The following is a 13917-nucleotide window of genomic DNA, read 5'->3' on the forward strand; positions in this document are numbered from 1 at the left end:
GTCAGGATGGTCGAAGGGAGGGCAGCGGTCAACCGCTTGCGGATGCGTCATTTTCCGCGGCCTCGTGGCGGATCTCGGACAGCGCCCGCACCGCCAGGGGCCGCGACAGGCTGCGTTTTTCGGCCAGCGACAGGTGGTCCAGCCGTCCGACAATCCGGGCGGCTGCGGCAAAGGAGCGGTCCATATGCGCCACCAGATAGGGAATCACATCAGGTTTGGGGGTGATCTGGCGGTCGTTGAACAGTTTGGCCAGCACCACCGCCAGCAGCTGGTCGTCCGGCGGCTGCAGCTCGGCATGGGTGGCGGCCTGCACCCGGCTTTGCAGATCGGGCAGGGTCAGCCCCCACAGATTCGGCGCGCCGCGGCCCGTCATCACCAGCGGATACCCGTTTGCCAGCACCATATTGTGCAAATGAAACAGGGCGTTCTGCTGTTCCGCGCTGCCGGCGGTCTGCGGCACGTCCTCCACCGCGACGGGGCCTTGCGCCAGTTCCGGCACGGCTCCGGCTGTCAGCTCTGCCGCCGGCAGGATCCGCGCGCCGGTCTGGCTGGCCCAGACGTGCACCAGATGGGTCTTGCCGGCACCTGCAGGCCCGGTCAGCACCAGCTTGCCGCTGGGCCAGGCAAATTGCGGATCCAGCAGCGCCACCGCCATTGCATTGGAGGGTGCCACAAAGAAATCATCCCGCCCCAGCGCCGGTTTCGCCGGGAGGTCAAAGCTCAGCTGTTGTGCCATCTGTGTTATTCCGCCCCTGCATCCCGGTGGCTTTGGCCCTGATAGAGGCGGCTGTGCAGATATTGTTCAGTCAGGAAGCGGGCCACCACGCCCAGGGCTGCGGCCACAGGGACAGCAACCAGCATGCCGACAAAGCCGAACAAGGCGCCAAAGACTGACAGCGCCAGCAAGAGCCACACCGGGTGCAAGCCCACAGAGCTGCCGACCAGTTTCGGGGTCAGGAAATTGCCCTCAGCCACCTGGCCGATGGCAAAGATGATGCCCACCAGCCCGATCGACACCCAGTCGCCCCAGAACTGGAACAGCGCCAGGCCGATTGCCAGCGCGCCGCCGATGAGGGCGCCGAGATAGGGGATGAAGGTAACCAGCCCGGCGATAAAGCCGACCGCCAGGCCGAAGTTCAGCCCCACCAGCATCAGCGCCACCGCGTAATAGGTGCCCAGGATCAGGCAGACCGTGCCCATGCCGCGGATGAACGACGCCAGCACCGCGTCGATCTCGCCGGCAATGCGGCGGATCACCGGCTGGTGGTCGCGCGGCAGCAGCTCATCAATGCGGGCGACCATCCGGTCCCAATCGAGCAGCAGATAGACGGCCACCACCGGCACGATGACCAGCAGAACCACCACGTTCAGAAGTGAGACCGCCGATCCTGCAACCGACTGCAGCACCTCAACCGCGCGTGATTGCAGCGTCTGCAAAAAGGCGGTGAGGGCCTGGTGGATGCGGCTGTTTTCCTCAAAGACAGAAGGGAACTGTTCAATTGCAAAGGCGCGGGCATCGCGCAGCAGCTGCGGCAGCACCTGTGCCAGGTCGATCATCTGCGACACCAGCGTCGGCACAACCACCACCAGCAGAAGCAGGAACACCATCAGCGCGCCGGCGGTGATGGCGGCGGTGGCAGCCGTGCGGCTCATCCCCCAGGACTCCAGCCGGTCGGCAATCGGGTCGATCATATAGGCAATGGCCGCGCCCAGGATAAAGGGCATCAGCACGCCGCCAAGCGCCCACATCACCACGGCAAACACCACTGCGGCGATGCCCCAGTATTTGAATTGTTTCTGTGCTGGTAGCGCCATGGTCAGTCAGCCCGCCCTTTATCCGTTTGGTTCAGGATCTTGGCGCCAGTCTTCCCTGATGGGGCAGGGGCTTGCAAGGGGGGCGGGTCAATCCTCTGTGGGCAAGCCGGGGATAAGACGGAAAAGGCGGGGGGCAACCGGGGGGCAACCCGGGAAAGGCCTTCCGCCCGGGCGGAAGGCCGGGCAGCGCCCGCCCTCACGGTGTGGGCGGGCGCTCCGCCCCCTTGGGGCGGGGCGTTCCCTCAGCTGTGAATTGTGCCCAGTTCCGGCGTATCGGCGCCCGCGTCTTCATCCGGCCAGTTAGTGCGCCAGATCTCGGCCGACCAGTGGCCGCAATGCACCGCGGGGCGGTCAAACCCCGCGACCGGCGGCAGCAGCGGCGCCACCACCACGTCATGGCGCGGCACCGCGAAATAGGGGAAGGAGTAGCGTTCTTTGCCGGTATTGTTCACTACCCGGTGCGGGGTGGAGACCAGCCGCCCGCCGGACCACAGCTCCAGCATGTCGCCGATATTGACCACAAAGCCGCCGGGCGGGCAGTCCGGGGTGATCCAGCCGCCGCCCTTGGTCTGCACTTCCAGCCCGCCCACCGGATCGGGTGCGATGATGGTCAGCGCATCGGTGTCCTTGTGGGGGTGGATGCCAAAGCCCGCGTCCTCCGGCGCCTGCGGTGGATAATGCAGCAGCGACATGTTGGTGAGCGGGGTTTCAAACGGCTCGCGAAACTGTGCCGGGTTCAGCCCCAGCCCCTCGGCCAAAGCACCCAGCAGCAGGTGAAAGACGCCGTCCAGCTCCGCCCAGTAGCCCAGTATGACCTCGCGCGCTTCCGGCACTTCAGCGGGCCAGCGGTTGGGGCCGTAAAGCGGGCAGGCGGCGCGGATGGGATCATCCGCCGCCACCTCGTAATGCAGCTTATAGCCCTCGTATTTGTCTGCGGTGCCAGAGCCGTCATTGGGCGTGAAAAACCCCATCGGGATGTAGCCGCGGTAATTGCCCCGCGTAATCGCCTGATCCCATTTGGATTTCTCCGGCACGGCAAAGATGGCCTGCACCGCGTTCCGCACCGCCTCTACGGTTTCCTGCGCGACGCCGGTGCCGGTGATTGAGAGGAACCCGATATCCTCCGCCGCGGCCAGAATAGCAGCGACGGTCTGCTGGTGCTGCGGGTGGCCAACCTCCCGCAGCGGTGTGATGTCGATGGTGGGAATGCTCTGCATCAATGGATCCTCACACCTTGGCGCTTCAGCTCTCCTTGCACGGCGGTAATGTCCACCGCGTCAAACTCGCAGCCCGCCTTGACCGACAGCGCCGCGGCGATGCCCGCGCCCTGTCCCGCAACGGCGCAGCAGGCCATGTTGCGGGTGGCGGCATGGGCGATTCTGTCGCCGCCAATGGCGCGGCCTGTCACCAGCAGGCCCTGAACGCCCTTGGGCAGCATCGACCGGTAAGGGATCTGCATGTAGCGCCCGGTGGTCGGCAGGATCAGCACGCCGTAGCCGTCGATGAACTCGGGATAAATGCCGATGGTATCATCAAAACGGCCCTGATTGCGGGTCTCACCTTCGGTAATGTTGTGATGCGCGTCGATCTTGCGGGTGTCGCGGATGCCGATGGTCATCCCGAAATTGCGCAGCCGCGCGCCCTCGCAGCCCGGCGAATAGGCGCGCAGCGCGTCAATCGCGTGCATCGCCTGTTTGCGGCCCTCGATCTCGCCCTTGGTCATGCTGTCGGGATCGGTGCCGTCGATCCCGGCCAGATGCACCAGGTTCATATAGGTCATCTCGCCACTGTCATGCACCGCGCCCCAGGTGCCGCCGATAGTATTGAGATGCGCCGGAATGACCCCGTCGCGGATCGCCTGCCCGAACGGCTTGGCCAGAAAGGGCGAGAACATGCCGTCTTCCTTGCCCGAGGTCTCCACCTGCCATTCGCCAGTGGACCAGTTGGCATAGGTCTGCGGATCGGCCCTGACGCCCTCCATGAATTTCTGCTTGTCGACGCCGGCGATGTGGAACATCACACTGGCCGCCTGCATTTCTTCGACCGGAGTCTTGAGGGTCGGCGCGCCCATCATATGGGCAATGTCAGCATCTCCCGTCGCGTCAATCACCCGTTTCGCCAGCACTGCCTCGCGGCCAGCCTTGCTCTCGACAATCACACCGGTGATCCGGCTGCCCTCGCGGATCGGCGCCACAAACACCCGGTGCAGCATCGGGTGGATGCCGGCCTCCTCGATCAGCTTGTCGGCGACCAGCTTGAAGCCCTCGCTGTCCAGCTCATAGGACAGCGACTGGCTTTCCGGCACCGCGGCGCCCATGGCCTTGGCGCGCTCCTCGAACTCCCAGCCGATGCCATGGGCCTCGACCGTCTGTTCGTGCCGGTACCAGGCAAAGCCTTCGACCCCGACGGTGGTAATATTGCCGCCGAAACAACCGAACCGGTCCAGCAGGGTTACCTCCACCCCTGTGCGGGCTGCCGCCAGCGCCGCTGCCAGCCCGCCAGGGCCGGAGCCGACAACCAGCACTTCGGTTTCGTGAATGACCGGTATTTCGCGCGCCGGCTCAAGGATTGTTTTGGCCACGTCTGTCTCTCCCTTGTCGCTGCTGAGAGCGGTGTTTCCGGTAACAGTTTCGAATCTTGTACAGCGGCTCAAGTTCTTTTGCGCCATGATGGCAGGAAAGCGGCATGGCGCTGCGGTCTGGAAGCAGGAAAGCGGAAGCAATGCCGCAAACAGGCGCGGCGGGCCCTGCCGGAGCCGTAGCCTGATGCCAAGGGGCAGGGCAGGGAGGATGATTCGCCATGACGCGCAGCAAATACAGCAGGGACACGCCGCGGGTGGCACTGCCGCAGGCGGAGGCGCGGCGGATCTCGGAGGCAATCCTGACGGCCAAGGGCTGTCCGGCGGACATCGCGGCAGAGGTGGCGGCACATCTGCTGGACTCGGACCTGTCGGGGGTGGAATCCCACGGCGTGTGGCGGATCCTGCCTTATGCCGGGTACTATGACAGCGGCTACCTGGCCGCCGGGGTGCGCCCGGAGCTGCAGCAGAACGCCCGCGGCGCCTGGAGCGTCACCGGCAACGGCGGCATCGGCATTCCGGGGATGTCGATTGCAATCCGCGATGTGGTCGCGCGGGCGCAGGAGACCGGCATCGCGGCAATCGCTGTGACCGAGGCCGGCCATACCGGGCGGCTGGGGGCCTTTGCCGAATATGCCGCCGAACAGGGCTGCCTGGCGATCATCATCGGCGGCGGCGGGCGCGAGGCCTGGCGGCTGGTCGCCCCTTACGGCGGGCGCAAGGCGCTGATGTCCACCAACCCCTATGCCATCGGTATTCCCGGCGGGCGGCGCGGGCCGGTGATCGTCGATTTCGCCACCTCTGAGGCGGCTGCGGGCTGGGTCTATGGCGCTCGGATAGCCGGGGCGCAATTGCCTGAGGGCGTGCTGATCGACCGCGACGGCAACCCCAGCACCGACCCGGAGGCCTATTTCGGGGGCGGCGCCATCCTGACCGCGGGCGGCGCCAAGGGCTATGCGCTGTCGGTGGCGGCTGAGATGATCGCCGAGGCGATGCTGGGGCCGGTTAGCACCGAATGCAACTGGCTGATGCTGGCGCTGGATTGCAGCCTGTATCAGGAACCCAGCCGCCTGCAGGAGATCGCCGAGGGCATTCTGGACGAGTTCCGCAACTGCCCGCCCGCGCCCGGCTTCGACCGGGTCGAGATCCCTGGCGAGCGCGAGGCGGACGCGCGGATGGAGAATGCGCAGCAGCCGATCCTGCTGCCGGAAGCCACCTGGGCAGAGATCCGGATGCTGGCAGAAGGGCTGGGGGTGAAGGTCTCACTCTGAACCGGCTTAACATCAATGGTGTGCATTCCTGCCGCCGTTTCGCAACACAAGGCCCGGGCCTGACCTTGGGGAGGCGCGAATGCGCCTTCCCGGGGGGAAGGTCAGGCGCGGGCCGTGCGGCTAGCGCCTCACGTCCCAGGGAATATCCTGCCAACGCCCCTCTTTGAATTGCACGGTTGGGTGCGAAGGGCTCCGCCCGTCCACGCCTCAAACAGTCCGCCGGACTGTTTGCCCCTTCGGGAACCGGCGTGAACTCCCGGGGGGAAGGTCAGGCGCGGGCCGTGCGGCTGGCGCCACACGTCCCAAGGGGCACAGCCTGACACAGTTGCTATCCAGAACACCGCGATTGGATCCTCCTCTTGCCCGCACCCCCATCAGCCACTAAACCGGGCGGGAACTCGAACCCACATCACCGATGGAGCCAAGATGCGCCTGTCCCGCTATTTTCTGCCGGTTCTGAAAGAGAACCCCTCGGAAGCCCAGATCGTCAGCCACCGGCTGATGCTGCGCGCCGGGATGATCAAGCAATCCGCCGCCGGGATCTATTCCTGGCTGCCCTTGGGCTTCAAGGTGCTGAAGAAGATCGAAAGCATCGTGCATGACGAGCAGATCCGTGCGGGCCACATCCCGATGCAAATGCCGACCATGCAGTCCGCCGACCTGTGGCGCGAGTCGGGCCGCTATGAGGCTTACGGCCAGGAGATGCTGCGGGTGAAGGACCGGCATGACCGCGACATGCTTTTCACCCCCACCGCCGAAGAGCTGATCACCGACATCTTCCGCGCCCATGTCAGCAGCTACAAAGATCTGCCGCTGACCATGTACCAGATCCAGTGGAAATTCCGCGACGAGATCCGCCCGCGTTTCGGCGTGATGCGCGGCCGCGAATTCTACATGAAGGACGGCTACAACTTCGACCTGACCAAGGAAGACGCGCTGCACGCCTACAACCGCCACCTGGTCAGCTACCTGCGCACCTATGAGCGCATGGGCCTGCAGGCGATCCCGATGCGTGCCGACTCCGGCCCGATCGGCGGCGATGACACCCATGAGTTCCTGGTGCTGGCTGAGACCGGCGAGTCCGAGGTCTTCTATGACAGCGCCGTCACCGATCTGACCTTCGGCGACCGCGAGATCGACTATGACAGCGTCGAGCAGTGCCAGAGCGTGCTGGAGGAGTTCACCTCCAAATACGCCCGCACCGACGAGACCCACGACGAGGCTCTGTTCAACCAGATCCCCGAGGAGCGCCGCCGGGTGGCGCGCGGTATCGAGGTCGGCCAGATCTTCTATTTCGGCACCAAATACTCCGACGCGATGGGCGCCACCGTGCAGGGCCCCGATGGTAAGAACGTGCCGGTCCACATGGGCTCCCACGGCATCGGCGTTTCCCGCCTCCTGGGTGCGATCATCGAGGCCAGCCACGACGACAAGGGCATCATCTGGCCCGAAGGCGTGACCCCGTTCCACTGCGGCATCGTCAACCTCAAGCAGGGCGACGACGAAGCCGATGCGGCCTGCAACCAGCTCTATGCGGCGCTGACCGCTGCCGGTCTGGACCCGCTCTATGATGACCGAAACGAGCGTGCGGGCGGCAAATTCGCCACCATGGACCTGATCGGTCTGCCCTGGCGCATCACTGTCGGCCCGCGCGGGCTGAAAAACGGCGTGGTCGAGCTCACTTCGCGCCGCACTGGCGACAGCGAAGAGCTGAGCCCGGAAGAGGCAGTGAAGAAGGTGGCCCAGGTCTACAAGGCGCACCCCACGGGGCGCGGCTTCTGAGCCGGACTGACAGGTTGAAGTATGTAGCCCCGCCAGTCGCCGCCGGCGGGGTTTTCCTTTGCCAGGCAGGGCGCTGACAGAGAGCGCTTGGGCTGCTAGCCTTGCCTCGAACAGCAGCGGGGGCAGAGCAGGCATGGCCAATTTCAGCGGTATCGCAGCGAACAGCGGGCTGACGCATGTGCTGTCATCCTTTCCGCGCAACTCCGAACCGTTGCTGCGCTTGCTGGACAGTATCATGAGCGGTAGCGGCGCGCTGTCGCGGGGCGAGCGTGAGGCGATTGCGGCGCATGTCTCACGGCTGAACAATGTGGCCTATTGCGTTCATTACCACAGCCTGTTCTCGGAGGTGTTCTGCGGCCCGGCGGCGGTAACGCAGGTCCGTATCCGGCCTCTGCTGGATTATGCTGGTGCTTTGCATACAGGGGAGGCTGGGGGCATATCGCAGGCCTTTGAGGCCGCCATCAGTTCGGGCTGGAGCGAGGCCGCGCTCTATGAGGTGGTGGAGGTCTGCGGCGTCTTCAGCTTTATCAACACCATCGTCAAGGCGACCGGTCTGGCTGCGCCGGAACAGGCAGTGGAGCCTCGGCTCACAGCAGAGGGGCTGATAGACTCTTATGCTGCAATGGCGGAAGCGGTCCGGGGGAGGTAGGTCTTTGCGTCAGCCCGCTGTGCTCAATCGTGTTTTAGGGGGTATTCGTGGCCCGAGAAACTGTGGAACACTGCGGCAATCACCACCAGCGCCACCGCGCCGGTCAGCACCGGGAACAGCAGGAAGGACAGGCCGGGATCGGTGGCAAAGACCACCAGCGGATTGGCGCCGGCAGGCGGATGGGTGAGGCGCAAAGCCGCCATCACCGCAATCGACAGACCCACCGCCAGCGCCAGTGCCCACCAGGCTTCCGGCAGCACGGCATTAAGCCCGAGGCTGATAGCAGCGGCCAGAAGGTGGCCGCCTATTACGTTGGCAGGCTGCGACAGCGGGCTGGCGGGAACGGAGAACAGCAGCACGCAGCTGGCGCCAAAAGGCGCGATCAGCAGCAGCAGATTGGCATGGGTGGTCAGCAGCGACAGCGCTGCAATTGCCAGAAAGGCACCCAGCCCGGCGGTGATCACAGCCCGCGGTGACGGATGCGGCAGCGCGCGCTTGAAGTATCTGTCCATCGTCCTCACCCGTAAAAAAACCGTAACCAGCGCGGTACACCCTGCTTACGGCGCAGATGCAAGGCAATAGGCGTTTGCGGCAAGTCACGTTGCGGTGACGCCCGGCAGAGGAGCCTGTGACCGGCGTCCAAGAGTTTTGAGGAAAACTCTTGGCAAATCTTTTCTCAAAAGATTTGCGGCTTCGGCTGCGGCCGGCGGAAAAAGGGCCGGGCCGGCAACCACATCTTGACCCCAAGCCCCCGGCAGCACAGGTTGCAGCAAAATTTCCGGGCAGGACAGCACATGGCCACAACACCTCCGCCGTTTTCACGATTTGAATGGATCATCGCCTGGCGGTACTTGCGCGCCCGCAAGGCCGAGGGCGGGGTCAGCGTGATGACCTGGATCAGCCTCATCGGCATCACTCTGGCGGTGTTTGCGCTGATTGCCACGCTGGCAGTACGTTCGGGCTTCCGGTCGGAATTTGTCGGCACCATTCTGGGCGCCAACGCGCATGTGACGCTTTATTCCTACGGAGAGGTGACGGAATCCGGGGTGCTGGACCGCTCGCTGAAAGACTATGAAGCGCTGGCTGAAACAGTGGCCGCCGTGCCCGGCGTGACCCGCGCGGCCCCGCTGGTCAAAGGCCAGGTGATGGCAAACCGGCGCCAGCGCAATGCAGGGGTTGAGGTGTTCGGCATCTCAGCGGCTGATATTCAAGGCATCCCCGGTGTCGCCCAAAGCGCGGAGGCGCTGGGCGATCTGGCGCGCTTTGACGATGGTATCGCTATTGGGTCCGGTGTGGCGCGGGAACTTGGCGTCTCGGTCGGGGACAAGATCAAGCTGATCTCGCCCAACGGGGTCAAGACCGCCTTTGGCACCAGCCCGCGGGTCAACGCCTATGAGGTGGTCTATGTCTTCACCGCCGGGCGCTGGGACATCGACCGTACCCGTGTTTATCTGCCGTTTGCCGAAGCGCAGGGGTTCTTCAACCGCGAAGGCACGGCGGATGAGATCGAGGTGATGGTGGAGGATCCGGAAGACGTTGATGCCATGGCGGTTGCAATTCTGGGGGCAGCTGGCGGCACCGCAGGCGTGTGGACCTGGCGCGATGCCTCGGGCGGGTTCCTGCGGGCCTTGGAGGTCGAGGACAATGTGATGTTCATCATCCTGTCGATCCTGGTGCTGATTGCAGCGATGAACATCGTCTCGGGGCTGATAATGCTGGTCAAGAACAAGGGCCGCGACATCGGCATCCTGCGCACCATCGGCCTCAGCGAAGGATCGGTGATGCGGGTGTTTTTCATCTGCGGCGCCTTTACCGGGGTGCTGGGCACGCTGTTCGGGGTGCTGCTGGGGTGCCTTTTTGCGCTGTATATCGATCCGATCTTCTCGTTTGTGAATTATCTGATGGGTGGCGGCGTCTGGGACCCGTCGATCCGCGGCATCTATGCGCTGCCGGCCGAGCTGCGGCTGGGGGATGTGCTGTCGGCGGTTGGTCTGTCGCTGGGGCTGTCGTTCTTTGTGACCATTTTCCCGGCCCGCCGCGCGGCGCGGCTGAACCCGGTGGAGGCGCTGCGCTATGAGTGAACTGACGTTGGAGCTGACAGGGATCAGCAAATCCTATCTTCAGGGCACGCCCGGTCAGGTAGATGTATTGCGCGGCGCCGATCTGACCTTGCAGGCGGGGGAGGTTGTGGCGCTGGTGGCGCCCTCCGGTGCCGGTAAATCAACATTGCTGCATATCGCCGGGCTGCTGGACACGCCGGACGCGGGCGAGGTGCGGGTGGCCGGTGAGGACGTGAGCCGCAAGGGCGACCGCCGCCGCACCCGTGTGCGCCGTCAGGAGGTGGGGTTTGTCTACCAGTTCCACCACCTGCTGCCGGAGTTCACGGCGCTTGAGAACATCGTGCTGCCGCAGCTGGCCAACGGGGCCTCGCAAAAAGCCGCAGCCGCGCGGGCGGCGGATCTTTTGGCCACAGTCGGGCTGGCGGGCCGCGCCGGTCACCGCCCCGCGGCGCTGTCGGGCGGTGAGCAGCAGCGGGTCGCCTTTTGCCGCGCGCTGGCCAATGCGCCGCGGGTGCTGCTGGCGGATGAGCCGACGGGAAACCTGGATCCCGGCACTGCGGATCAGGTGTTTGCTGCATTGATGGAACTGGTGCGCGGCACCGGCCTGTCGGCGCTGATTGCCACCCACAACTTGGAGTTGGCTGCGCGGATGGACCGGCAGGTGAAGCTGCAGGAGGGGTTGCTGGTGGCCATGTGAGCAAATTGCGCCTTGGCGGCGCAATGCCTTCGGCGAGAGTATTTTCGCAAAGGTGAAAGCGGGGCAGGCAGCGGCAGGCGGAACCTTGCCGGCGGCGCCGGGAGCGGGCTATGGCCGGGTGCAGGGGTTTGCTATCAGGTGTTCAAACCGGAGCTGGCAGGCTAGGCTGGCCGGGAATGCGCAGAAAGGGCTGAGACGTGGTGAATTCCGTTATCGAAAAAGATGTGACTGTTGAGGGCAATATCACCTCCAGCAAAGGCAGCGTCGAAGTCCGCGGCCGGGTGGTTGGGGATCTTTCGGCGCAGGCGGTGACAGTGCATCAGGGCGGCACGGTTGACGGCGCCCTGAGCGCGCAATCGGTGACCGTTGAGGGCACCTACAGCGGCAGAATCCAGTGCGAGGACCTGCGGCTCGCCTCCAGCTCGCAGGTGAAGGCGGATGTGTCTGCCCAAAGCATGGCCACCGAAAGCGGTGCGCAAGTGGAAGGCAACATCAAGATCACCGGCAAGGCATAAAACAGGCGGGCAGTGCTTTGCTTGATTTTGGGGGCTTCGGCCCCTGTTGGCTTGGGCCCCTGTGAAGTACAGCCCGTGTGCGGCCCGCAGGGTCGCGGTCGAGTGAGGGAAGGGTCATTGGTTTTTTTGCAGTTTCTCAGCGAGGCATGCGATTTCGCCGGTTGCACCAAATCCTTCATCCGACAGGCGTATGACTGCTGTCTTGACGCGTTCCAAACTGACTTTTTGTGCCTGCGCTGAGTTGGCAAGAGACTTGAATTCACTTGGACTGCAAGTGAACACACTCATCCGCTGGATCGCATCCTGAAACTCCGTAAACCCGGATTGGTGGAGAACTTCTGCTGCAAGTTGGAGAGGTCCGGCGCATAAGTTGTCGAAGATGAGCATTGGCCCATTGGTGAGGTGAATCACCTTTTTGTAGTGCAGCCGGTAGATGCAATCTGCAATTGCCAGAATGCGGTCCGGGTGAGAGTTTTCCGGTTCTTTTATCCAGGGCGGCAGATCCATGGATGAAATCTTGGGCGGTTGTCAGATAAAGCGCAAGGGCGTTCGGAGTGTTCCGGGTATGCCTGCAGAACTTCCATTGATCGTTTCACGCCATCTGGGTGATCCAGACCCCCAGCGCCATTACCGAAATTCCGGCTGTGCGGGTCAGGGTCAGGGGGCTGATCTGGGCGCCGAACAGCCCGTAGTGGTCGATGGCTGCAGCTGAAATCAACTGGCCGATCAGCACGAAGAACACCGCGTTGCCAACGCCGAAATGCGGCGCGACATGGGTGATGGACAGTACGTAGAAGGCCACCAGAACGCCTGCCAACAGCAGGTGTTTGGGCGCGGCGGGGATTTTTGCCAAGGCTTGCGGGCCAACAATCAGGCAATAGAGGATCGTGGCAATCAGCGCGATCAGGAACAGCACCACAGCGGCTGAGGCGGGGGAGCCGATCAGCTTGCCCAGGGCCGCATTCAGGGCGGCCAGCACCGGGATGCCAAGGCCCGCGGCCAGCATGATGAGGGCGTATTGTGTCATCGGGCGGCTCCTGAAGATTGCTTGCGAGAGTTGTGGCCGGAATTCACTTGGCAAAACAAGTGCTACGTTGCGGCGCGGATTCCAGCCCTGGTAAATTTGAGGTAAATTTGATTTCCCGGGGCCGCGCTAATTGCAAGAAAACGACGGGGTCAGTCGCAGATGCCGCGCAGTTCGGCGTCCTTCCAGGGCAGGTAGACATCGCTTTCGCGGTTTTGCGGCAGGGCGCTGACCGGCATCGCCGCCGCCAGCATCCCGTGCAGCCGGCGGGTGCGTGCCGCCTGCGGGGCCAGGGCGCGGCAGCAGACGTATTCCTCGATGATGGCGCCCTGCTGTTCAAATCCATAGGTGAGGAAATCCGGTTCGCCCTCGAGATCGAACAGATAGGGGTCGCGGTTCTGGCCGTGTTCTGCCGCAGCCCGCAGCGGCGAATAGCCGGTTTGCTTGCGGTTCTGCCATTGCCAGACATGGGTGACTTCATGTGCGAGCAGCATCGCCTCGACCAGGTGCAGCTTGTCCGGGTAGTCCGGAAGGTAATTTTCCGTGTACCAGACCCTGGCAAAGAAGATCCGGTTGAACAGGGCCACCGCAGCGGGGGAGGAGGTGACGACCTCCTCCGTGACCGGCGGCAGGATACGTTCGCGGCAGGTGACACGCGGGCGCAGCATCCGGCGGAAGGTGACCGCCCCCACAGGTGCGCCGCGCACGATCCGCACCTTGCCGGCGTTCAGGCTGGACCCGTGCAGCCCGGCCAGATAAGCGCGCTCGGTCTCTGTCAACGGGCGGCCGCAGGCGGAGAGAGCGAGCAGGGCAAGAAGCAGGACGCGGATCATGTGTGCATTGCCATCCGGTCAGCAGCTCATCGCCAGCACACGGCTGATTTCGGTGAGCGAGCGGCCCGATTGCTCCATCCAGGTGTTGAAAGCGGCCTGCACGGATTTCAGCGCGGTTTTGGAGGTTGCGGGCTTGTCGATCACCCCTTCTGTGATCAGCCGGGCGGTGACGTCCCGGGACAGGATGAAGCTGTCGCGCCCGGCAAAGCGCATGGCGTATTGGCCGGTGTTGCCACCCAGCCGGCTGCCGCGCTTTTTGAGCATGTCCAAAAGCCCGATGTAGTCGGTGGAGGGCCAGCCGCCCAGCACCTGGCCCGCGCCGCCCTCCGCGCGCAGCTCCATCAGCAGGGAGGCGTTTTCGCGCACGGTTGCCAGTTTGGCGCCGTTTCTGACAACCCGTGTGTCTTGCAGGATCCGGTCGAATTCCTCTTCGGCCATAAAGGCGCAAGGACCGGGGTCAAATCCGTGAAAGACCTCCTCAAAGCCGTCCCATTTGGCCTCGATCACTTTCCAGTTGAAGCCCGCCTGGAAGATGCATTTGGTCATCGTGGCGAGCCAGCGGTCCTCGGGCAGATCCGTGACCTTGGGGTCGGGTTTGGCGAGCTTTTCCTCGAGCGCCTCCGGCCCGCCGTGGCGGTCTGCTGAGATGGCGTGGATGTCGTCAAAGGATCGCATGGCGGCTCCGGTGTGGCG

General features: G+C 64.1%; 15 protein-coding genes. 6 read left to right on the forward strand and 9 right to left on the reverse strand.

The genetic code is table 11. The annotated features are described in order from the left end of the window. Positions 1–28 precede the first annotated feature (28 nt). From K3555_RS06690 to K3555_RS06705, 4 genes are all read right to left on the reverse strand, one after another. Positions 29–736: an HdaA/DnaA family protein gene (locus tag K3555_RS06690; RefSeq protein WP_259991298.1), complete on the reverse strand. Its 708-nt coding sequence runs from the start codon at positions 734–736 to the stop codon at positions 29–31. Between the two features lie 5 nt (positions 737–741). After that, positions 742–1815 carry an AI-2E family transporter gene (locus tag K3555_RS06695; protein ID WP_259998278.1) on the reverse strand — a complete coding sequence of 358 codons (1074 nt, stop codon included), beginning with the start codon at positions 1813–1815 and terminating at the stop codon, positions 742–744. 242 nt (positions 1816–2057) lie between these two features. Beyond that, positions 2058–3032, reverse strand: a complete 975-nt coding sequence (locus K3555_RS06700) for an isopenicillin N synthase family oxygenase (RefSeq protein WP_260007862.1) — start codon at positions 3030–3032, stop codon at positions 2058–2060. Further along, a complete protein-coding gene (locus K3555_RS06705) occupies positions 3032–4396 on the reverse strand; it encodes an FAD-dependent oxidoreductase (RefSeq protein ID WP_260007863.1) in 1365 nt (454 codons plus the stop codon). The genes K3555_RS06700 and K3555_RS06705 overlap by 1 nt, the downstream gene beginning before the upstream one ends. A 218-nt stretch (positions 4397–4614) precedes the next feature. On the opposite strand from K3555_RS06705, the gene K3555_RS06710 reads away from it, so the two are divergent. The 3 genes from K3555_RS06710 to K3555_RS06720 all read left to right on the forward strand — a co-directional run bounded on the left by K3555_RS06710 (position 4615) and on the right by K3555_RS06720 (position 8095). After that, a complete protein-coding gene (locus K3555_RS06710) occupies positions 4615–5664 on the forward strand; it encodes an Ldh family oxidoreductase (protein ID WP_260007864.1) in 1050 nt (349 codons plus the stop codon). 426 nt (positions 5665–6090) lie between these two features. Then, a complete protein-coding gene (gene proS, locus K3555_RS06715; protein WP_260007865.1) occupies positions 6091–7446 on the forward strand; it encodes a proline--tRNA ligase in 1356 nt (451 codons plus the stop codon). Between the two features lie 133 nt (positions 7447–7579). Then, entirely contained in the window at positions 7580–8095 is a 516-nt protein-coding gene (locus K3555_RS06720; protein WP_260007866.1) for a carboxymuconolactone decarboxylase family protein, read from the forward strand. A 23-nt stretch (positions 8096–8118) separates the two neighbouring features. On the opposite strand, the gene K3555_RS06725 is transcribed toward K3555_RS06720, so the two are convergent. Continuing rightward, on the reverse strand, positions 8119–8607 hold the full coding sequence (locus K3555_RS06725) for an HPP family protein (protein WP_260007867.1): 489 nt from the start codon (positions 8605–8607) through the stop codon (positions 8119–8121). Positions 8608–8889: 282 nt separating this feature from the next. Between K3555_RS06725 and K3555_RS06730 the strand changes: the two genes are divergently transcribed. The 3 genes from K3555_RS06730 (at position 8890) to K3555_RS06740 (ending at position 11367) form a co-directional block, all read left to right on the forward strand. Continuing rightward, positions 8890–10176, forward strand: a complete 1287-nt coding sequence (locus K3555_RS06730; RefSeq protein WP_260007868.1) for a lipoprotein-releasing ABC transporter permease subunit — start codon at positions 8890–8892, stop codon at positions 10174–10176. Continuing rightward, a complete protein-coding gene (locus K3555_RS06735; protein WP_259991314.1) occupies positions 10169–10852 on the forward strand; it encodes an ABC transporter ATP-binding protein in 684 nt (227 codons plus the stop codon). Before K3555_RS06730 ends, K3555_RS06735 begins: the two co-directional genes overlap by 8 nt. A 197-nt stretch (positions 10853–11049) precedes the next feature. Continuing rightward, complete coding sequence (locus tag K3555_RS06740) at positions 11050–11367, forward strand: polymer-forming cytoskeletal protein (RefSeq protein ID WP_260007869.1); 318 nt, start codon at positions 11050–11052, stop codon at positions 11365–11367. A 114-nt stretch (positions 11368–11481) separates the two neighbouring features. On the opposite strand, the gene K3555_RS06745 is transcribed toward K3555_RS06740, so the two are convergent. From K3555_RS06745 to K3555_RS06760, 4 genes are all read right to left on the reverse strand, one after another. After that, positions 11482–11874 (reverse strand): hypothetical protein, encoded by a 393-nt coding sequence (locus tag K3555_RS06745; protein WP_260007870.1) that lies wholly within the window; start codon positions 11872–11874, stop codon positions 11482–11484. Between the two features lie 85 nt (positions 11875–11959). Then, the gene (locus K3555_RS06750; RefSeq protein ID WP_129370444.1) at positions 11960–12394 is read right to left on the reverse strand and encodes a DMT family transporter; all 435 of its coding nucleotides are present in this window, start codon (positions 12392–12394) and stop codon (positions 11960–11962) included. Positions 12395–12543: 149 nt separating this feature from the next. After that, positions 12544–13224, reverse strand: coding sequence for a hypothetical protein (locus K3555_RS06755; RefSeq protein ID WP_260007871.1), 681 nt, complete (start codon positions 13222–13224; stop codon positions 12544–12546). Between the two features lie 18 nt (positions 13225–13242). Next, positions 13243–13899, reverse strand: a complete 657-nt coding sequence (locus K3555_RS06760) for a DNA-3-methyladenine glycosylase I (protein ID WP_260007872.1) — start codon at positions 13897–13899, stop codon at positions 13243–13245. Positions 13900–13917 lie beyond the last annotated feature (18 nt).

The sequence above is a fragment of the Leisingera sp. M527 genome (genome assembly GCF_025141525.1).
Classification (GTDB): Bacteria; Pseudomonadota; Alphaproteobacteria; order Rhodobacterales; family Rhodobacteraceae; genus Leisingera.